Origin of the sequence: Nocardiopsis synnemataformans (genome assembly GCF_965343085.1) — a bacterium.
GTDB lineage: Bacteria > Actinomycetota > Actinomycetes > Streptosporangiales > Streptosporangiaceae > Nocardiopsis > Nocardiopsis alborubida.
In genome coordinates, this window is record NZ_CBDRFA010000117.1 from 1 (window position 1) to 19,298 (window position 19,298).

20 protein-coding genes are annotated in these 19,298 nt (G+C 73.3%); 8 read left to right on the forward strand and 12 right to left on the reverse strand.

Features of this window, described 5'->3' with window-relative positions:
- Positions 1–75 precede the first annotated feature (75 nt).
- The 9 genes from ACSIH6_RS37410 to ACSIH6_RS37450 form a co-directional block, all read right to left on the reverse strand.
- Entirely contained in the window at positions 76–984 is a 909-nt protein-coding gene (locus tag ACSIH6_RS37410) for a DMT family transporter (RefSeq protein ID WP_435113248.1), read from the reverse strand.
- Between the two features lie 177 nt (positions 985–1,161).
- A complete protein-coding gene (locus ACSIH6_RS37415) occupies positions 1,162–2,166 on the reverse strand; it encodes an ABC transporter ATP-binding protein (RefSeq protein ID WP_061081756.1) in 1,005 nt (334 codons plus the stop codon).
- Between the two features lie 2 nt (positions 2,167–2,168).
- Positions 2,169–3,005, reverse strand: a complete 837-nt coding sequence (locus tag ACSIH6_RS37420; RefSeq protein WP_435113250.1) for an ABC transporter permease — start codon at positions 3,003–3,005, stop codon at positions 2,169–2,171.
- Positions 2,998–3,798 (reverse strand): ABC transporter permease, encoded by an 801-nt coding sequence (locus tag ACSIH6_RS37425; RefSeq protein WP_435113252.1) that lies wholly within the window; start codon positions 3,796–3,798, stop codon positions 2,998–3,000. Before ACSIH6_RS37425 ends, ACSIH6_RS37420 begins: the two co-directional genes overlap by 8 nt.
- Positions 3,799–4,243: 445 nt before the next feature.
- Entirely contained in the window at positions 4,244–5,014 is a 771-nt protein-coding gene (locus ACSIH6_RS37430; protein ID WP_435113254.1) for a hypothetical protein, read from the reverse strand.
- 2 nt (positions 5,015–5,016) lie between these two features.
- Entirely contained in the window at positions 5,017–5,655 is a 639-nt protein-coding gene (locus ACSIH6_RS37435; protein WP_435113256.1) for a DUF6286 domain-containing protein, read from the reverse strand.
- 19 nt (positions 5,656–5,674) lie between these two features.
- Complete coding sequence (locus tag ACSIH6_RS37440) at positions 5,675–6,193, reverse strand: Asp23/Gls24 family envelope stress response protein (protein ID WP_435113258.1); 519 nt, start codon at positions 6,191–6,193, stop codon at positions 5,675–5,677.
- Positions 6,190–6,375, reverse strand: coding sequence for a hypothetical protein (locus ACSIH6_RS37445; protein WP_435113260.1), 186 nt, complete (start codon positions 6,373–6,375; stop codon positions 6,190–6,192). Before ACSIH6_RS37445 ends, ACSIH6_RS37440 begins: the two co-directional genes overlap by 4 nt.
- A 53-nt stretch (positions 6,376–6,428) precedes the next feature.
- Entirely contained in the window at positions 6,429–6,935 is a 507-nt protein-coding gene (locus ACSIH6_RS37450; RefSeq protein WP_017562831.1) for an Asp23/Gls24 family envelope stress response protein, read from the reverse strand.
- A 241-nt stretch (positions 6,936–7,176) separates the two neighbouring features.
- Here ACSIH6_RS37450 and ACSIH6_RS37455 point away from each other — a divergent pair, with 241 nt between their 5' ends.
- From ACSIH6_RS37455 to ACSIH6_RS37465, 3 genes are all read left to right on the forward strand, one after another.
- A complete protein-coding gene (locus ACSIH6_RS37455) occupies positions 7,177–7,725 on the forward strand; it encodes an RNA polymerase sigma factor (protein ID WP_435113263.1) in 549 nt (182 codons plus the stop codon).
- Positions 7,716–8,273: an anti-sigma factor gene (locus ACSIH6_RS37460; protein ID WP_435113265.1), complete on the forward strand. Its 558-nt coding sequence runs from the start codon at positions 7,716–7,718 to the stop codon at positions 8,271–8,273. Before ACSIH6_RS37455 ends, ACSIH6_RS37460 begins: the two co-directional genes overlap by 10 nt.
- 164 nt (positions 8,274–8,437) lie before the next feature.
- Positions 8,438–9,610, forward strand: a complete 1,173-nt coding sequence (locus ACSIH6_RS37465; RefSeq protein ID WP_435113267.1) for a DUF418 domain-containing protein — start codon at positions 8,438–8,440, stop codon at positions 9,608–9,610.
- A 106-nt stretch (positions 9,611–9,716) separates the two neighbouring features.
- On the opposite strand, the gene ACSIH6_RS37470 is transcribed toward ACSIH6_RS37465, so the two are convergent.
- Positions 9,717–10,151: a hypothetical protein gene (locus ACSIH6_RS37470; protein ID WP_435113269.1), complete on the reverse strand. Its 435-nt coding sequence runs from the start codon at positions 10,149–10,151 to the stop codon at positions 9,717–9,719.
- Positions 10,152–10,500: 349 nt separating this feature from the next.
- Between ACSIH6_RS37470 and ACSIH6_RS37475 the strand changes: the two genes are divergently transcribed.
- Together ACSIH6_RS37475 and ACSIH6_RS37480 are read left to right on the forward strand one after the other, a co-directional pair.
- Positions 10,501–11,412, forward strand: coding sequence for an ACT domain-containing protein (locus tag ACSIH6_RS37475; RefSeq protein ID WP_435113271.1), 912 nt, complete (start codon positions 10,501–10,503; stop codon positions 11,410–11,412).
- Positions 11,413–11,574: 162 nt separating this feature from the next.
- Complete coding sequence (locus tag ACSIH6_RS37480) at positions 11,575–12,312, forward strand: L,D-transpeptidase family protein (RefSeq protein WP_435113273.1); 738 nt, start codon at positions 11,575–11,577, stop codon at positions 12,310–12,312.
- Between the two features lie 41 nt (positions 12,313–12,353).
- On the opposite strand, the gene ACSIH6_RS37485 is transcribed toward ACSIH6_RS37480, so the two are convergent.
- Positions 12,354–13,898 carry a stealth family protein gene (locus tag ACSIH6_RS37485; protein ID WP_435113275.1) on the reverse strand — a complete coding sequence of 515 codons (1,545 nt, stop codon included), beginning with the start codon at positions 13,896–13,898 and terminating at the stop codon, positions 12,354–12,356.
- Positions 13,899–14,300: 402 nt separating this feature from the next.
- Between ACSIH6_RS37485 and ACSIH6_RS37490 the strand changes: the two genes are divergently transcribed.
- From ACSIH6_RS37490 to ACSIH6_RS37500, 3 genes are all read left to right on the forward strand, one after another.
- Positions 14,301–15,059 (forward strand): protein phosphatase 2C domain-containing protein, encoded by a 759-nt coding sequence (locus ACSIH6_RS37490; protein ID WP_435113277.1) that lies wholly within the window; start codon positions 14,301–14,303, stop codon positions 15,057–15,059.
- Positions 15,060–15,484: 425 nt separating this feature from the next.
- Entirely contained in the window at positions 15,485–15,898 is a 414-nt protein-coding gene (locus ACSIH6_RS37495; protein WP_435113279.1) for a hypothetical protein, read from the forward strand.
- 348 nt (positions 15,899–16,246) lie between these two features.
- The gene (locus tag ACSIH6_RS37500) at positions 16,247–17,950 is read left to right on the forward strand and encodes a choice-of-anchor I family protein (protein WP_435113281.1); all 1,704 of its coding nucleotides are present in this window, start codon (positions 16,247–16,249) and stop codon (positions 17,948–17,950) included.
- 82 nt (positions 17,951–18,032) lie between these two features.
- Here the strand turns inward: ACSIH6_RS37500 and ACSIH6_RS37505 are convergent, their stop codons facing one another.
- Complete coding sequence (locus ACSIH6_RS37505) at positions 18,033–19,289, reverse strand: FAD-binding protein (protein ID WP_435113283.1); 1,257 nt, start codon at positions 19,287–19,289, stop codon at positions 18,033–18,035.
- Positions 19,290–19,298: the final 9 nt, after the last annotated feature.

The following is a 19,298-nucleotide window of genomic DNA, read 5'->3' on the forward strand; positions in this document are numbered from 1 at the left end:
GCGGGGAGCTGAGCGCGGTCCGGCCCGGCACCCGTGCAGCCCCCGCACGGGCAGCGACACGTGTCCGCTGGCCGATCAGCGCTCCCCGGCCACGCTCCCCGACTCCTGCGGCCTCTCCGGCTCCGGCGCGGAGGCCGGGCCCTGCGGAACGGTGAGCAGCCGGATCCCGTACGCCGCCAGCAGGGCGCACACCACCGCGACCACGCCGCCGATCCACCCGCCCGCGTAGGTCTCGCCCATGAAGGCCACGCCCACCACGGCGGCGGAGACGGGGTTGGTGAAGGTGGTGATCCCCAGCGGGGCGCCCAGCTCCATGCCCTGGTAGGCGGCCTGGGCCAGGAACAGCCCGAGCACCGCGATCACGGGTGTGGCCAGCGAGGACGCGTGCACCAGCCCGATCGCGCCGGTCTCCCCGATGACCGCCACCGCCGTCTTGACCGTGGCCGAGGAGACCCCGAAGGCCACGCCCGCCGCGCCCGCGAGCAGGTAGCTGCGCCAGGCCGCCGAGCGGACCCGCCCCGCCGCCCACGCGGTCGCCAGCAGGAGCGCGGTCGTGCCGCCGCCGACCACCACCGAGCCGGTGTCGTCGAGGACACCGCCCTGGCCGCCGGTCACCGTCACCGCCAGCAGCACGCCCAGCGCCACCGAGGTGAACGCCGCGCCCCTCCACTCCTCGCGGGTGACCCTCCGTCCGCCCAGCCGCGCCGACCAGGGGATGCCGAACACCAGCACCAGCACGCCCAGCGGCTGCACCACGGTCAGCGGCGCGTTGCTCACCGCCGCCACCTGGAAACCGGCCCGGCCCCCGTTGAACAGCAGGGAGAGCCACCACAGCGGGTGCCGCAGCAGGGCCGCGAGCTGTCCACCGCCGGTGAGCGGCCCGGCCACCCGTACCGCCAACCTGCGCTGGGCCACCGCGGCGGCCGTGTAGGCCGCACACGAGAGCACCGCGAACGCGATCCCCAACACCACGCCTGATTCCATGACAGCGATGATCCCGCCACCCCCGGCCCGGTTCCCCGCCGGGTCCGGAAAACCGCGGTCGGTGCGCGCCACCCGCCGTCGGCGCGGAAGGGGTCACCGCCCGCCCCTTCGCCGTGATCTGTGCTTACAGCGAGGTCCGAGCGTCGACATCGGCTACAAGTGCAAGATCATCGCAGTTCAGAGCCCTTTCGTTTCTTCTGGGCTCCGCGTCCCCCGGTACAGCGCGGCCACCACGCCCTCGATGTCGGGTTCGCGCAGGGTCAGGTCGACCACCTCGTGCCGCTGGGCGACGCGGGAGATCACCGCCGCCGGGTTCTCCGACAGTTCCAGCCACTGGCGCGGGCCGTCCACGCGCACGCACCGGCCGCCCTCCACCTCGATGGCCGGTGCGGGCTCGGCCAGGTCCACGACCAGCACGCGCGGCGCGGGCACGCTCGCGCGCAGTCCGTCCAGGCCGCCGTCGTAGGCCAGGCTCCCCCGGTCGATGACCACCACCCGCTCGCACAGGCGCTCCACGTCTCCCAGGTCGTGCGTGGTCAGCAGGATGGTCGTGCCCTCCTCGGCGTTGAGCCGCAGCAGGAACTCGCGGATGCTCGACTTGCTGACCACGTCCAGGCCGATGGTCGGCTCGTCCAACACCAGCAGCCGGGGGCCGTGCAGCAGGGCCGCGGTGAGGTCGCCGCGCATGCGCTGACCCAGGCTGAGCTGGCGCACCGGGGTGGCCAGGAACGGCCCCAGTTCCAGGAGTTCGGTCAGCTCGGCCAGGCGGCGGGCGTGGTCGGCGGCCGGGATCCGGTACATGTGCCGGGTCAGCTCCAGGCTGTCGCGCAGCGGCAGGTCCCACCACAGGGTGGTGCGCTGGCCGAACACCACGCCGATCCGGCCCGCCAGCCTCGTCCGCTGGCGGGAGGGCTCCAGGCCGGTCACCCGCAGGCGTCCGGAGGTGGGGGTGAGGATGCCGGTGAGCATCTTCATGGTGCTGCTCTTCCCGGCGCCGTTGGGGCCCAGGTAACCGACGATCTCGCCGGGCCGCACGGTGAGGTTCACGTCGCGCACGGCGCTGACGGTGCGCCGCCTGCGCCGCAGGAACGGCCCCTCGGACAGGACGAAGTCGCGGCCCAGGCCGACGGCCTCGATGATCGGCTCGGCGGCGGACGCGCCGGACTCACGGACGGAGGTCATGCTCAGCTCCCGGAGGATCGGTAGTGACGCAGCCCGAGGCGCCAGCAGGCGGCGGCGACCAGGCACAGGACGGCGGCGACGAGGGGTGTGGCGTGGCGCAGGGCGTCCGGCAGCCCCGTCGGGTCGGGGCGGTCGAGCAGGTACAGGACGGGCTGCCAGGTGACGAAGGCGAGCGGCAGCACGAAGGTCACCGCCCGCACGAGGTCGCGGCCGTAGATGGCCAGCGGGAACTCGGTGAGGGCCTGCCCGCCGTAGGTGATCGAGTTGGCCGCCTCGCGGGCGTCGGTGACGAAGAACTGGAGACACGCCCCGATGACCCAGACCGCGCAGCAGATCGCGGTCCCCGACACCAGCAGCACCGGCAGCATCAGCACCCTGCCGGGGGTCCAGTCGATGTCGCACGCGGCCAGGGCGACGGCGACCACGACCGAGCCCGGGACGATCCGGCCCAGGCGGCGCGGCGCGAACCGGTCGGTCGCCATCTGCACCAGCGGCGGCACCGGGCGCACCAGCATCACATCGAGCGTTCCGGCGCGGATGTGCTGCCCCAGCCGCTCGACGTTGCCCAGGAGCATGTCGGCGCAGGCGAAGGCGGTCGCGGCCAACCCGGCGATGAGCAGCCCCTCGGCGAGGTCGAACCCCGCCAGCCGCCCGGCGTGGCCGAACACGACGAGGACGGCGCCGATCTCGGCGAACACGCCCAGAGAGGTCGCCAGGGTCATCAGCACCAGCGAGGTCGGGTACTGGGCCAGGGCCCGGCACCAGGTCCAGGCCAGCAGCAGGTAGGCGCGCAGCGGCCAGGCCACGGACTCGCGGGCGCGGAAGAGCAGGTCAGCCACCCTGGACCACCACCCTGCGGGTCGCTCGGGCGGTGATCCACGCGCCCAGGCCGAACAGGGCGGCGGCCCACCATGCCTGGAGGGCCAGCCCGCCGAGCACGGTGCCGCCCGGCAGGGTGTCCTTGCCGAGCATGATCTCGGCGGGGATCTGGACCATCGACGCCCACGGCAGCAGCCGCAGGGTGTCGGCCAGTGCCGGGGGGAACAGGGTGAGCGGCAGCAGCATCCCGGCGGCCACCGGGCCGAGCAGCCCGGCCACCGCCCAGATCCCGCTGGAGTCCAGGAGCCAGAACCCGGCCAGTTCGTACAGGTAGCGCAGTCCGAACGAGACCAGCGTGGCCAGCACGGCGGACAGCAGGACGGCGGCCCAGCGGACCGGGTCGCCGGGCAGGTCCAGGTCGAACAGCAGTATCCCCACGGTGAACGTGGGCACCCCGCGGAAAACCAGGTTGAACGTGGCCCGGCCGAGGTCCTCGGCCAGCCACCAGCCCTGGAGGGAGACCGGCCGCATCAGGTCGGTGCCCACGGCGCCCGAGCGCACCCGCTCGCCCAGTTCCAGGGGCGGGCCCATGATGGCGACCATGCCGATCAGGCCCTGGCTGACGAACACCTGGGTGACGGCGTCCCCGGCGTCGTAGCCGTTGATCTCGGGGCGCGCCGCGAACAGGGCGAGCATGACGGTGGCGTTGATCGTGCCGAAGACGGAGTTGGTGAAGATCCCGGCGATCGTGGCCGCGCGGTAGGTGGAATAGCGGTGCAGCCCTCGGGCGTACACCGCGAAGTAGACGCGCACGGGCGTGGACTCCTGGTGTGTCGAGACGTGCAGGTGGTGAACTACCGGTCTCGACACCGGGGGCCGGGGAGACACGGGGGTCCGGCACGTCCCTGTCGCACGGGGCTCAGGTCCGGGTCGCCGCGAGTGGCGAAGATAGCACACACGGAACCGCCGCCGGTCCGGATCACGGCGGAAGCGGGGCGTGCGGAGCACGGGTGTGATGACGGAGGCGGGGTCACGCCGGTGTCTCCCCTTGTACCGGCGGACCGCGCCGCCCCCGTCGCCCGCCCGGTCCCGCCCCCTCCCCTCAGCGGGGGCGCACGGACCAGGCGGGGTCTTCGCTCCCGCCTCCCCTCGGTGGGGTGTGCGGGACAGTTGAGGTGTCTGCTCCTGCTTTCCTTCAATGGGGCGTACGAGGCAGGTGAGCTGTCCGCTTCCGCTTCCCCTGGGTGGGGCGCACGGGTCAGGTGAGGTCTCTGCCCCCGCTGCGCCCCGAGACCGACATGCGCACGACGGTGGGCAGCCGCTCCAGTTCCAGGGACTCGCGCAGGGAGCCGACTCCCTCGTCCTGGCAGGTGCGCCACACGTCCACGGGATCGGCCTCCTCGGTCAGCACCAGGTCGAGCCACAGGCGCGGCTCCCGCGCGGACCCGGTGAACCTCGCCCTGCCGCGCACCACGCGCGGGTGCGCACTGAGCTGGGTGGTCAGGGCGTTCCCGGCGGCGGACGGCGACACCTCGGTCCGTCCCGCCGCCGTGTCCGCGCCCACGAGCAGCCTGCGCGGGCGGTACGCGCGGCCCTGGACCAGCAGCCAGCGCACCGCCAGCACCGTGAGCACCAGCGCGACCGCCGCGGCGGCGTGTGGGGTCCAGGGCCAGGCCAGGGCCCGTGCCACCGGTTCGAGGCCGGTCAGCGGGGCGGCGGCGGGGCCGTCGCCGAACAGGCCGCCGCCGACGGCGAGCCCGGCCGCGCCGCCGACCAGGAGTACCAGGCCGGTGAGGAACAGCCCGAGCCGGTTGCCCCGAGCCGTCCTCCTGCTGCGGCGGTGGGGGAAGCCCCGGATCGTGGACCGGGTCGGTGCGCCCCCGTGGGTCGGGCTGACGTGTGTCGTGCCGGTGCCGCCTGCGCCTGCGTCCACAGGAGCGGCGTTGCCCGCGTTCGCGTTGCTCGCGTCCGTGTCGCTCGGACCGGTGCCGGCTGGGTCCGGTTCCGGTCCGGATCGCTGTCCGTCCATGCTCACGCCTCCTCCCGTACCCGGACGCGGACCCTCGGAGCGCGGACCGGGACGAGTTCCTCCAGCCTCCGGCGCACGGCCGCGTCCACGTCCCGCCTCAGCCAGTGGGCGCCGCGTACGTGCGTGCGCGCCAGCACCCGCACCGTGCGGCGGCCCACACGCACCCGCGCGCCGCGGATACCGTCCACTCCGCGCGCCGAGACGGCGAGGAGGTCGCGCAGCGCCCGCCGGGACAGGCCCACGGCCATGTCGCGGTCGTCGGTGCGCAGGACCAGGTGGCCGCCGTACCCGGGCAGCGACGCCGCGATCAGCAGCGTCAGGCCCAGGGCGGCGGCGACCGCGGAGGCCAGCATGGTCTCGGGCGCCTCCCACGGGGTCGTGGCGGCGTGGGCGACCATGCCGTCCACCGCGGGGAACGGCGCGGGCAGGCCGACCAGGCTCGCGGTGATCACGGCGAGCACCAGCCCGGAGACCACCGCCACCGAGGCGGCGACCACGACGGCGGGCAGCACCCGCCGGGGCCGGAAGACCCTCACCGCGGTCCGCCGGGCCCTTCGGTCCCCGTGCTGACTCCCGGGCGGGAGGTCGCCCGGGGCCGCGGACGCCTCTGGGATCCGCGCCTCCTCCTGGAGGGAAGTCATGTCCGCTTCCTTCGATGGCTCAGCGCACCCGCGGCGCGGGTACGAGTTCGACGATCTCGATGTCGGTGCTGTGGACGGTCAGCCCGGTGAGGCCCTCCACCGTGGCGGCCACGTGCGCGCGGACCTCCTCGGCGGTGCGGGCGAGCGGGGAGGGGTAGGCGACGGCGATCTCCAGGCGCAGCCCCACACGGGAGCCTCCCCGGCGCACCTCGGCGCGGGCCGTCCGGCCCTCGCCCACCAGTCCGCCCAGCCGGTCACCCAGGGGGCGGGTGGACCGGTGCTCGGCGGCGGCCGCACACGCCAGGCGGCGGACCGCCCGGTCGGACACGACCGTGGTGCCGCGCTCCTCGGGCGGCACCCGGGGCGCGCGCCGGTCCGGCCCGGCGCCGGACAGCGCACGCTCCCCGGGCGTTCCGGCGGCGGCCCCGGTTCCCACGGCCGCCCCGGCTCCCATGGCCGCCCCGGCTCCCATGGCCTTCGCGACGTCCTCCCCGGGGGCCGGTCCGCGGCTCCCCGGGAAGGCCTCGGCGGCGCTCACCGGCGACCGCCGCGCTCACGGCGCGTGAACAGCTCCGCGAGGTCGACCTCGCCCTCGTAGGCCCTCCCCGCCAGGAACCCCGCGGCCCCCAGGACCAGGACCAGGAGGAAGGCCCCGAAGCCGCCGAAGGCGGCGGCGAGGCCGAGGACCGCCCCGAAGGCGAGTCCGACGATCGACCACATGGGTCCTCACTCCCTCACGTCGTGTCTGCCGGTGTGCCGCTGCCGCTCCGCCGTCACCTGACCCTCGGCTCGGCGGCGGTGGAACGGCCCTCCTCCTCGTCCGGCAGGTGGATGTCGTCCACGGTCACGTTGACCTCCGTGACCTCCAGGCCGGTCATCCGCTCCACGCCGGAGATGACGTTGCGCCGCACGACGGCCGCCAGGTCGGGGATCGAGACGCCGTACTCGACGACGAGGTTGATGTCCACCGCGGCCTGGCGCTCGCCGACCTCCACGGCCACGCCGCGCGCCGCGGTGCTGGTGGAGGTGGAGCCGGGGATGCGCTCGCGGACGGCGTCGAAGGCGCGTCCGGCCCCGCCGCCCATGTGGTGGACGCCCCGGACCTCCCGGGCGGCCATACCGGCGATCTTGGCGACCACGTGGTCGGCGATCGAGGTGCGCCCGGTGTCGGTGTTCAGCTCGTGGGAGTGCTGGGCGCGCACGGGGACGGTGCTCGCGCCACCCGCCTCGCGCAGCTCGGCGGGGGCGAGTTCACTGCTCTGGGCGCTCTTCGCGGCCATGGTCGGATCTCCTTGCGTTGTCGGGTGTTCGGTTCGGGGTGGAGCGGGCGGCCCGCCGGTCCTTCGGGTGGCGCCGTCACAGGGAAGGACACGGGGGAGGGCCGTCGGCTCACGGCCATCATCGTGTGACCTGCGTCACCACAAGTGTGGGGGAGGTGCGGGCGCGGGGCTGCCGTGTTCGGGCGGAAACCTGGGGTAGTTTCTCTGTGCTCGTGTACGGGGAGGGGTGGCCGCGGCGACGATGCACAGGGAAACCGCACTTCCGGAGAGCGTGCTCGTGGAGCGCGCCCAGGACGGGGACGACAGGGCGTTCGAGGACCTCGTCCGTCGGCACCAGGACGCCGTCTACCGGATCGCCCTGCGTGTGCTGCGCGATCCCACCGACGCGCGGGACGCGGCCCAGGAGGCCCTGGTCACCGCGTGGCGCAGGCTTCCCGAGCTCGCCGACCCGCAGAGCTTCCCCGCCTGGCTCAACCGCATCGTGGGACGGCGCGCCCTGAACATGCTGCGGGCCCGCAGGCCGGTGGAACCGGTGGAGGACGACGAGCGGCTGGAGGCCCGGGAACCCGGGCCGGTGGGGGAGACGCTCGCGGGCGACCTGCGCGAGGCGCTGCTCGAAGCCCTGTCGGGGCTGCCGCCCCCGCAGCGGATCTGCTGGGTTCTGCGCGAAATGGAAGGATTGGGCTATGAAGAGATAGCGGAGATCGTCGACACGACCCCGACCGCTGTGCGTGGACGTATTCACCGCGCGCGTACCCATCTCGTGGAGGCGCTTGAGCCATGGCGGTAGACCCGTCCGACGACCACGACCGACTGCCCTGCGGAACCTCGGTGGACGCACTCCTGAGGGACCTGCTGTCCGGCCGGCTCACCGAGCACGAGTCCGCCTGCGAGCACTGCCGGGCGGAGGCGAGCGAGCTGCGCCCGCTCGTCGACGCGGTGCGCCGGGACGGCGAGGAGGAGGTCACCGCCCCTCCTGGGCTGCTCACGGACGTCATGCGCGTGGTGCGTGCGGAGCGCCGCTCCGAGGGGACGATCGTCCTGAGCGGCTCCGGTCCCGGCGGCACCGAGGTCAGGGAGTCGGCCGTGGCGGCCATGCTCCGGACCTCCGTCGAGTCCGTCCCGGGGGTCGTGGTCGGCCGCTGCCGCGTCCAGCAGACCCGCGAGGGCCTCTCCGTCCGGGCCACGGCGCGGGTCGCCGTCGGCTTCCCCATCCCGGACGCCGCCGACGCCGCCCGGCGCGCCATGCGCTCCCTGGCCGAACAGCGGCTGGGCCTGCCCGTCGCCCGCCTGGACATCGATGTCGTCGACCTGGACGACCCGGCCCGGGGCCGGTGAGGACGGAGTCGTCGACGCCTCCGTCCACCGGCCCTGTCCGGCCTTGCGCGCGGACGTCAGCGTGGCCGTTCGGATGGCCGATCGGCTGATCCGGACGGGCCGCCGCCCTGCCAGCCTGGACTCCCCGGAACACCGGGAGTCCGGCGCAGGGAAGGGAAGAGACGATGGACGCCACCGCAGTGCCACGGCCCGGCACCGGGCGAAGGCTCGCCCCCGACCTGGCCCGGGGGTTCATGCTGCTGCTCATCGCGATGGCCTACGCCGGGGTGTACGCGGGCGCGGGCTTCGGCACCGACGTGTCCGGCGAGCCCCTGCCGGACCGGATCGCCGCCCTCGCGACCACGCTGCTGCTGGACAACCGGGCCTTCCCGATGTTCGCGATCCTCTTCGGCTACGGGATGGCGTGGATGGTCGCCCGGCAGACCGCGCGCGGCACGAGTGAGGAGGAGGTCCGCCGCCTGCTGCGCCGCCGCGGGGCGTTCCTGCTGCTGTTCGGGTTCGTCCACGCGCTGCTGGTGTTCCCCGGCGAGATCCTCACCTCCTACGGGCTGGCGGCCCTGGTCACCGGGTGGCTCCTGCTGCGCCCGAACAGGGCACTCGTGCGCGCCGCGGCCGTGTTCGCCGCGCTCTACGCGCTCACCGTCCCCCTGGCGATGGTCGGCATGAACCTCGGGCGGCGGACGGCCGGGGAGGAGGCGTACGCCGTGGCGGGCTACCTGACCGCGGAGGACTGGGTGGCGCGCCTGGCGGGGCTCCCGTTCAGCCCGCTGATGGTGGCGCTCGCCTACCCGCTGTTCCTGCTGGTCGTCCTGGGCTACCTGGCGGGTCGCGCGGGCCTGCTGGACGACCCGGAGGCGCACCGCGCGCTCCTGGTCCGGATCGCCGTGGCGGGTGTGGCCGTGTCCCTCGCGGGGGCGCTGCCCTCCGCCCTGACGGCGGTCGGCGCGCTGGAGCCGGGCGCGCTGGCGGGCGGGCTGCTCATGGCGCTCCAGGTGCTGACGGGGGTGTGCGGCGGAGCCGGGTACGCGGCGCTGTTCACCCTGTGGGCGATCCGGCTGGAACGCGCCCCCGGGCCGCTGACCCGCGCCGTCGCGGCGGTGGGCCAGCGCTCCCTGACCTTCTACATCCTCAACTCGGTGCTGGTGGCGGTGGTCCTCCACCCCGACCTGGTCGGCCTGGGCACGCGCGTGGGCGGTGCCGGTGCGCTGGTCGTGGCCCTGCTGGCCTGGCTGGTCGGCCTGGGCGCGGCCGCGTGGCTGGAGCGCGCGGGACGCCCCGGACCGCTGGACGCGCTGATGCGGCGGCTCGTGTACGGCGGGGGCCGGACCGCGGCCTGAGCCCGCGCGCCGGTACCCGCCCTGTGCGTCGGAACCCTGACTGCGGAACCCGGACCGCGGAGCCGGGCCCGCGCCCTGGTGCCCGGGTCAGGAGTGACCGCCGCGCCTACTCCTCCGTCTTCCGGCGGGGGACGGGCACGCCGTCGGCGGGGCGGACGCCGTCGTCGCACAGCGCCAGCCAGTCGCCGCGCGCGGGAACGAACGCGAGCACGACCATGGTCAGCCCCAGGGACGTGAGCAGCGCGGACGCGAGCATCGTCTCGGGAGTCGCCCAGAGCTGGTCGTGGCCGTGGGTGTCGAACCAGAGCGACGTCCGGTGGTGCAGGGGACTGCCCGCCAGGGTGGTGGTGATCTCGGCGGTCGCCAGGAGGGCCACCAGGGAGGCGACGGCCCCGGTGACCAGTAGGGGCAGCGGGTGCCGGGCGCGCAGTGTGCGCACCGGCGCCCCGGAGTCGTCCGGTGTTCGCGGGTGCGGATCGCGGGCCCCGTTCTGCGGTCCGATCCTGGTCACGTCGCGCTTCATGTGTTCCGTGTGCTCCATGCGTCGTGTGGACGGGAGGCGTCCACCAGGAGGATGCCGTCATGGGAAGGACACACCGGTGTCGTTCCATCTCACGTTAGAAGCACTGTGCGGCACGACACATTCCGTGTGCGCGAAGCCGGAGGAACCGACGTCCTTGCTGGTCGGGCGGGTTTCCTGAGGGCACCGCGATCACGGGAACGCCGATGCGGCAGCCGTTTCCGGGTCCGGCCGGGAGCCGTTGGCCTCCGGGCGCGCCCGCCTCGGAGGCGTACGCGTCCCTCCGGAGTGGCCAGAGTCACTCTCCGTCGTTACCGGCCCTTCACGCGGGTGCGACCGGGCGCAACGTCGCCCTGGGATCTTCGGTCCCATGGACGTTTCCGAAGGACAGCACGGAACCGACGACCACCGCCACGGCTTCTTCGGCCGCGAGGCACTCGACCTGGGCACCCTGCTCCTCGCCGCCGGCGCGGCGCACCTGGTGGTGCTCTCCCTCGGGCACAGCGACGCGGGTGTCCGCGTCCTGATCACCGTGGGGCTGCTGCTGCTCGCGGTCTCCGCGGTCCACCGGTGGCGCCGCCACAAGGCCGTGTCCGCTCCCCGACCGCCCATGGGTACCGGGCCGTCCCGGAGCGCCCCCTCGGACGGGCGGTCCGTCGGGGGCGGACCCGCGGCGTCGGACGGTTCCCGGGCGGGGAGGGAAGCGGCGCGCACCCCGTCCGACGACCTGCTGTGGAGCGTCCGCGCGACGGTCGCCGACGTCCCCGGCGGCCTGGCCGCGCTCACCGCGCGGTTCGCCGCCCTCGGGATCGATATCCGGCTCATGCAGGTGCATCCGGCGGGGGCGGACGCCGTGGACGAGTTCTTCGTCAGCGCTCCCGCGCACGTGGGCGAGGACGACCTGTACACCGCCGTACGGGAGGCGGGCGGACGCGACGCCGCCGTGCGCCGCGCCGACGTCCACGAGCTCAGCGACACCACCAGCCGCACGCTCGCCCTGGTCAGCGCCCTGATCACCGGGGCGACCACTCTGGAGCGCTCGCTGCTGTCCCTGGCCTCGGCCCGGGCCGTGGAGCACACCGCCGAACCGTCCGCCGGGACGGCCCGTGAGGACCTGTCCGGTACGGTCATGACCCTCCCCGCGCCCGACGGCGGTGTCCTGACCGTCCACCGGGAGGTCGTCCCCTTCACCGCCGTGGAGTTCGCCCGGTGCCGGGCCCTGGCCCACGTCGCCTCGTCCCTGCACACGCGCTCGCACGGTCCGGGCTCCGGACGGCGCTGAACCCGGCCGGGCGCGCCCCTGGCTCCCGTGCGCCGAGCGGCCCGTACCCGGGGCGGCCACCGCCAGCGCGTCCCCGCACGTCCGTCCGCACACGGAGGCGAGAGTTGTCCACAGGTCCTACGGGGCGGGGAGAACCGCGTGCGGGGTGGGTAAGGATGACGTATGGCAACCCCCCGATTCCTTCCGACACCGCACCCGAAACACACCCTCCTCCTGGCCGTGGCCGCGGCGTTCGCCCTGCTCCTGGGCACCGCCGTGACGGCTCCGGCCGCGCACGCCGCCCCGACCTCGGTCAGCGCCGGACCGGAGCTGCGCCAGGGCAGCTCCGGAGCCGGGGTGACCGCCGTCCAGGAACGCCTCGCCGAACTGGGCTACTGGATCGACGGCGTGGACGGCCAGTTCGGCTTCCACACCGAGCAGGCCGTCGTGGCGCTCCAGAAGGCCGCCGGGATCGCCCGCGACGGCGTCGTGGGCCCCGACACCCGCGTCGCCCTCGCCGAGGGCGTGCTCCCCGAGGCCCAGAGCACCTCCGGCGACCTGCTGGAGATCGACCTGGACCGGCAGCTGCTGCTGGTGGTCTCCGGCGGCGAGGTGGAGCGCGTCCTCAACACCTCCACCGGATCCGGTCAGCCCTACGAGTCCTCGGACGGCACCGAGCGGATCGCCACCACCCCGACTGGCACCTACACCGTCTTCCGCGAGGTCGACGCCTGGGACCCCGGGCCCTACGGGGCGCTGTACAGACCGAAGTACTTCAACGGCGGCATCGCCGTGCACGGGTACCCGGTCGTCCCGTCCCAGCCCGCCTCCCACGGGTGCGCCCGGGTGAGCCTGGCCGCGATGGACTGGCTCTGGGAGAGCGGCAGCATCGACGTGCACACCACCGTCCTGGTGCGCTGACCCGAGGGGGCGGCCCGGCCGCGACCGGACCGCCCCGCCCCTCACCGCTCGAAACTGCTCCTGAAGGGAAAGTAGTCGCCGAGGAACTCGTCGACGTGCCTCTCGGCCGCCTCGTCCGGTTCCGTGGTGTCGTTCACGCAGAAGGTGTCGAAGTTGCGCTGGGCCAGCAGGGCCTCGGTCCGGTGCCGCACCGCGTCGAGGTCGGCCAGGTTGAGGTAGGTGTAGCGCAGACCCCCCATCACCGCCCTGCCCGTGAACAGCGCGTAGTAGTTGTGCAGGGACGACGGCACCGAGTGGTCGTCCGGGTGCCGGAACCGCGACGCCGCCGTCCGCGCGAACACCTCGGGGAACCTCCCCTCCAACTCCTGGATCACCGACCGGCGCTGCGGGATGGGCGTGTGCTTGAACTTGGACACGGGCACCTTGCCGAAGTGCTTCTCCAGCAGCGCGCCGTTGCGCTTGGCGGCGGCGTCCACGGGCTGGTCCTCCTCGCTGACCTCGCCCAGGCCGAAGCGGTAGGGGGAGGGGTTCAGCTTCACGAGCCCGTTGGAGTGGAAGAAGAGCGAGGGGGACACGGGACGGCCGAAGAACACGTCGTCGTTGAGGTACAGGTAGTGCTCGGCCAGGCCCTCGATGCGGTGCAGCTGCGACTCGATGGCGTGCGAGTTGAACACCGGAAGGACCGACGGGTCACCGAAGACCTCCGTGTGGTCCACCACCCGCACCCGTGGGTGGTCGGTGTTCAGCCACGGCGGCGTCTGGCCGTCGGTGACGACGTAGACGTCGCGTACGAAGGGAGCGAACATCTCCAGCGATCGCAGGGAGTAGAGGAGTTCGTCCCGGCTGGTGTAGCGGGAGTCGGAGGCGGAGTGCGGGTTGGCCGGGGCGTTCTCTCCGAGGTGGGCGTCGCGCTTGGCGCGCCAGGCCTCGTCGGCTCCGTCGACCCAGGTGTAGACGGCGTCGACGGGAAAGGTGATGTCGGTGGCGAGTTCCCAGGTGAAGGCGTCCAGAGTGGGATGGGTCCGGTCGCCGACCCTGATCTCGGCGGTCTTCCTGGCCCTTCCGGGGATCACCTCGCTCACCGGGTTGGGCTGCGGCGCGATGAGTGACTCCCGCAGGACGTGCTCGGGCGCCACGACCCGGAGTCGGCCGAGCCTCTCCTCGTGGTCGGGAGAGGCCAGGAACCGCTCACCCTCCTGCCAGAACTCCACGGTGAAGCCGTGGGCGGGTCCGACGGCCGCGGGACCCCGGTCGCCGACGACGTGCTCTCCGAGCCGGACCACCGGAGCACGGCGGAGCCCGCGCAGGCGGAGCGGGGACAGGGGCCGGTACCCGCCCGGGGTCCTCACGTAGGAGCCTCGGAGGCTGTAGCGGGAGGCGAGGACCGAGAGGACCTCGGCCCTGTCCTCCTCGGACACGGCGACCGAACGGTGGTACACGCCGTTGGACCGGGAGAGGAAGTAGTCGATCCCCCGCTCCCGCAGGAGGTCGATGAAGCGGTTCGTCTGTCGGGCGACGAAGTCCTCGATGTCGAAGGGACCGGACCAGCGCCGTGCGAGGACGGGTTCGCGCTGGTAGGTCGACACGGTGAGTTCCGGGTCCCTCCTCCGGTGCCTCCATGAGACGGGAAGGAAGAGGGCCTTCCTGACCGGGACCGGGACCATTCTCCTGAGTATTCTCCTGGCTCTCCGGAAGTAGTAGGGAATATTCCACATGGGGGGATCCATCCCGTTGTCGTCTTCTGGTCCTCGCGTGTGCGGGTCCCCGCTTGCGTCGCGGGGCGTGCTTCCTCTGCTCGCGTCCTCGCCGGAACCGGGCCGTGCGATGTCGGTGGTCTCCGGAAAAGCGCCGAATCGTCCATCTACCCGAAATCTGTGCTTTCCATGGGTGTAAATTCCATGGGTAGGTAGCGTGCGGTCATCGTGCCTCCGGGCCGGGAGCACGGTGCCCACGACAGGACGTGCCGTCCGTGAACGGGGGATCCGGGAATGCCCTTCCGCGTCGCCACGGAGCCGGGCGATCCCGGCCGACCCAACGAGGACTTCGCCGCGGCGACCGCGACCAGCGCGGTCCTCCTGGACGGGGCGAGCGCGCCACGGGACGTGGAGACGGGCTGCTCCCACGGGGTGGCCTGGTACACCCGGCGGCTCGGCGCGCTGCTGCTGGCCGGGGCCGACGCGGGGCTTCCCCTGCGCGAGGCCCTGGCCGAGGCGATCGGGACGGCCTCCGCCCTGCACGCGGACACCTGCGACCTGGGCAACCAGGAGAGCCCGTCCGCCACGGTCGTGGCGGTGCGGGCGGACTCCGACGCACTGGAGTACCTGGTGCTGTCCGACTCCGTGCTGCTGGTGGAGGGCGGGGCCGGAGTGCACGTGCTCACCGACACCCGTCTGGACGACCTCAGGGACGACCTGGCCCGCCGGGGGAGTCCCTGGGACGCCATCCGCGCGTACCGCAACGTTCCCGAGGGCTTCTGGACGGCGGGCGCCCACCCCCGGGCGGCCGAGGAGGCGCTGACCGGAACCCTGCCCCTCGGGCGTTTCACCGCCATGACCGACGGGGCGAGCCGGGTGGTCGACCTCTTCGGCGACCTGGATTGGGACCAGGCGTTCGCCCTGGTTTCGGACAGAGGGCCGCGCGCCCTGCTGGACCGGGTGCGTGTGCTGGAGGCCGCCGACCCCGACCGGCTTCGTCATCCGCGCGGCAAGGGGAGCGACGACGCCACGGTGCTGGCGTGGACACCGTGATCCTGGTTACGGTCAACCTTAAATTGCATATTCGGACAAAACAATCTTGCGGAGCCGGGGCCCTCCCCCTTGACGTCCCAGGTGGTCGCGTTTTGGGCGCTACCGTGAGGGAGGACGTTTTGTCCGGTGTTCCAGATGACCTTTGTTGCCCTTTGCGGTAAAAGCGCACAACAGTGGAAGCGGCGGCGGCGACGTCACACACGGGGGAGACCAACGCCTCTCCGAACCCGTGTCGCCAGGCGCTTTCGCGTTCCGTGTTCATCCGGTAGGTTTCTCCGTAACCGAACCGCCGGAGTTCTCCCCACAACAGCTGGTATCCGGCCTTCGTCGTTCTCTCCACCCCGCGCTCACGTGTACGCCGAACAGGCGCGGCGCGTACGGGAGAACCCCATGACGTCGATTTCGACCGGTGAAAAGGAGAAGGTGTGACCACCACGGGCGTCCTCGAACCCACCGGACCGAACCGGTCCCTCGGTCGCACCAGCTGGCTCGACCGTGTCCTCACGACCCCCAGCTCCGCCGTCGAGCGCCACCCGACCGTCCGCGCCCTGGACGGCTACGAACGTCGGCCCAACCCCCTGGACGCCGGGACTCCCGCGGAGTTCCTGCTGGTCATGCGCCGTTACCTCGTCTGGGCGGGCGACTGGTCCTACCTGGAGCTGGAGTACCTGTGCGGGGGAGCGGTGCGGGCGACCACCTTCCGCGACGTCCTGGAGGGGATCCAGCTGCCCAGGTACGTGTTCCTGATGGCCTTCGTGACCGCCTGCGCCGGTGAGGACACCGGTGAGCGCCAGCGCTGGACGACCGCCTGGCACAGGCTCCGGTCGGCCGGTTACTGAAGCCCCCCGGGACTTTCTTTCCGGCTTTCCACGCGATCCCGCCGCACCCGGCGCCGCAGAGGCCGAATAGCCGTCGAACGGCGGCGCGCCCTTTCCCCGGGCGGTTCGGACACGTGTTGGCAGCGGTCCTTTCGTGAGTCCCGCCGGTTCTCCGGCGCACCGGATTTCCCGATCCGCGCGCGGAATTCCCCCAGCGCGAATAGCATGAAGCACGCCCCCGTGACCGAGACGGCCGCCCTCCGCCTTCATCCCCGCGTCACCGGGCGTTCTGCTGATCCACGTCCGCCCCTGGTTGGCTTCGGCGCGGGCGTGACCGCGCCCATCCCCCGGAACCACCAGGAAGCACACATGCGCAAGACCACGGCGGCCGCGGTGTCCCTCGCCGTCGCCCTCACCGGTACGGCTGTCCCCGCCCACGCGGAGCGGCAGGAGCCCGGCGAGGGCGGGCGCGACGGCGTCGAACTGTCCGCCCTCGGCAGCTACCACACCGGCTCCTTCGACGAGGCGGCGGCGGAGATCGTCGCCCACGACCCGCGCACCCAGCGCCTGTACGTGGTCAACGCCCTGGCCGCCACCGTGGAGGTGCTCGACGTCTCCGACCCCGCGGCCCCCGCCAAGCTGTTCGACCTGCGTACGCCCGGGGTCGAGGCGGCCGACGGCTCGGTGGTGCCGGAGGGCGCGGTCGCCAACTCCGTGGCGGTCCACGGCGGCACCGTGGCCGTGGCGGTGGAGGCCCCCGACCGCACCGAGAACGGCTGGGTGGTCTTCTACGGCACCGACGGCACCGCGCTCAACGCGGTCAGGGTCGGTGCCCTGCCGGACATGGCCACCTTCACGCCCGAGGGCAGGCTGCTGCTGGTGGCCAACGAGGGGGAGCCCAGCGACGACTACTCGGCCGACCCCGAGGGGTCGGTGAGCGTCATCCGCGTGAACCGCAGGCCCGCCGCCGTCACCCAGGACGACGTCCGCACCGCCGACTTCCGTGCCTGGGACGGGGAGAGGGAGCTGCCCCCGGGGGTGCGGGTGTTCGGACCGGACCTGTCCACCGGCGAGCAGGGCACCCCGGGACGGGTGGCGCGCAACCTGGAACCGGAGTACATCTCCGCGGACACCGCCCACAGCGCCCAGGTGGTGCTCCAGGAGGCCAACGCCGTCGCGCTGCTGGACCTGCGCACCGCCGAGTTCACCGACATCGTGCCCCTCGGCCTCAAGGACCACATGGAGCCCGGCAACGAGCTGGACGTGTCGAACCGGGACGACGGGATCCGCCTCGCCAACTGGCCGGTGTACGGCATGTACCAGCCCGACGGGTTCGACACCTACCGCTGGCGCGGCCAGACCCTGATGGTCACCGCGAACGAGGGCGACACCCGCGACTGGGACGGCTACTCCGAGGAGACCCGTCTCGGCGACCTGGTCGAGGACACCCCGCTGTGCGAGGACTCCCCGCGCCTCCGGGAGTTCCTGGCCGACAACGACCTGGGCGTCGACAGCACCGAGGAGCTGCTCGACGAGGCCAACATGGGCAGGTTGAAGGTCACCGCCGCCGAGGGCCTGCGCGAGGACGGCAGCTGCTACGAGGACGTGTACGCGTTCGGCGGGCGCTCGTTCTCGATCTTCACCGCCGAGGGCGAGCTGCTCTTCGACTCCGGGTCGGACTTCGAGCGGATCACCGCCGAGGCCGCGCCGGAGTTCTTCAACTCCGACCACGCGGAGAACGTCTTCGACAACCGCAGCGACGACAAGGGCCCCGAGCCCGAGGGGGTCGTGCTCGGCGAGGTGGCGGGCCGCACCTACGCGTTCGTGGGCCTGGAGCGGGTGGGCGGCGTGATGGTCTACGACGTCACCGACCCCCGGGAGGCGTCCTTCGTGCAGTACCTCAACAACCGCGACTTCACCGCCGAGCCCGGTACCCGCGAGGCGGGCGACCTCGGGGCGGAGGGCCTGGCCTTCATCAGCGCCTCGGACTCGCCGATCCGGGGCGTCCCGATGCTGGCCGTGGCCAACGAGGTGTCCGGCTCGACCACCCTGTACCGGGTCGACCCGGCCTGACCGCGCTCCGCCGCCGGGCCGCCTCCCCGGGGCCCGGCGCCCCCGCCCGCCGCCGCGGGCCGGCCTCACCCGCGGGCCGGCCTCACCCGCGAGGGAAGAGGCCGTCGGTGAAGGCGTTGCGGAACTTCCCGGCCGGGTCGAGCGCGCGTGCGAGGCTCGCGAAGTCCGCCGCGCGCTCGTACCCGGCGGTGATGTCGGCCGGGGCCATCGCGGTGAGCTTGCCCCAGTGGGGGCGGGCGCCCAGCGGCAGGAGGCGCTCCTCCACGGCCGCCAGGACCGGCGCCACGGCCCGCGGGTCCGGGAGCCAGGTGAAGTGGAAGGTGACGCAGTCCCGGCCGTGGGCGGGGCTCAGCCACAGATCGTCCGCGCGGACCGTGCGCACCTCCGCGACGTACAGCGTCGGGGCCAGCAGGTGCCCGATCCCGCGCAGGGCCGCGAACGCGGCGCCCGCGGCCTCACGGGGCACGTAGAACTCGGACTGCAACTCCCTGCCCGCGCTCGGCTCCAGTTCGGGACGGAAGTGCGGGAGCCGCTCGTACCAGGGGCCGACGACCCCCATCTGCTCGGTGCTGGGTTCCGGAGGCATCCCCGGGACGGGGTGCACCGGCCCCGACGCGGGCCGACCGCCACTCCAGGCGCCCTCGGTGCGGTCGGTGCGGTGCTTGAGCCACACGGCGGCCTCACCGCGCCAGTCGGTGAACACGCTGACGCTGTAGGCCGCGCCGAACACGTCGTCGACGCGGTCGGCCACCTCGTCCAGGGCCACCCCGACACGGACCCGCTGGGTCATCGTGAACGCCGGTTCGATCTCCAGGGAGAGCCGGGTGACGACGCCCAGCGCGCCCAGAGCGACCACCGCGCCGGGGAGGACCTCCGGGTCCGCCTCGCGGCTCAGCCAGGTCAGGTCGCCGTCGGGGCCCATGAGCTGCACCGCGCGCACGGCGGCGGACAGGCAGCGCTGGCCGTCCCCGGACCCGTGGGTGCCGGTCGCGCAGGAGCCCGCGACCGAGATGTGCGGCAGCGACGCCAGGTTGGCCAGCGCGAACCCCCGCCCGTGCAGCGCGGTGACCAGTTCGGCGTAGCGCATACCGGCGGTGACGGTGACGGTCCGACCCCCGGCGTCGATCTCGGCCTCCGCAGGCAGCCCGTCCAGGCGCACCAGGTCGGCGTCGGAGTCGGCGACGAGGTTGAAGGAGTGGCCGCTGCCCAGGGCGCGGATCCGCGCGCTGTCGCGGACGACGCGGCGCAGCTCGTCCAGCGTCCGGGGCCGGTGGACCCTCGGACTGCCGAAGGTCACGTTGCCTGCCCAGTTGGTGGTCTGCGCGTGCGGTGCTGACATGGGGCGCTC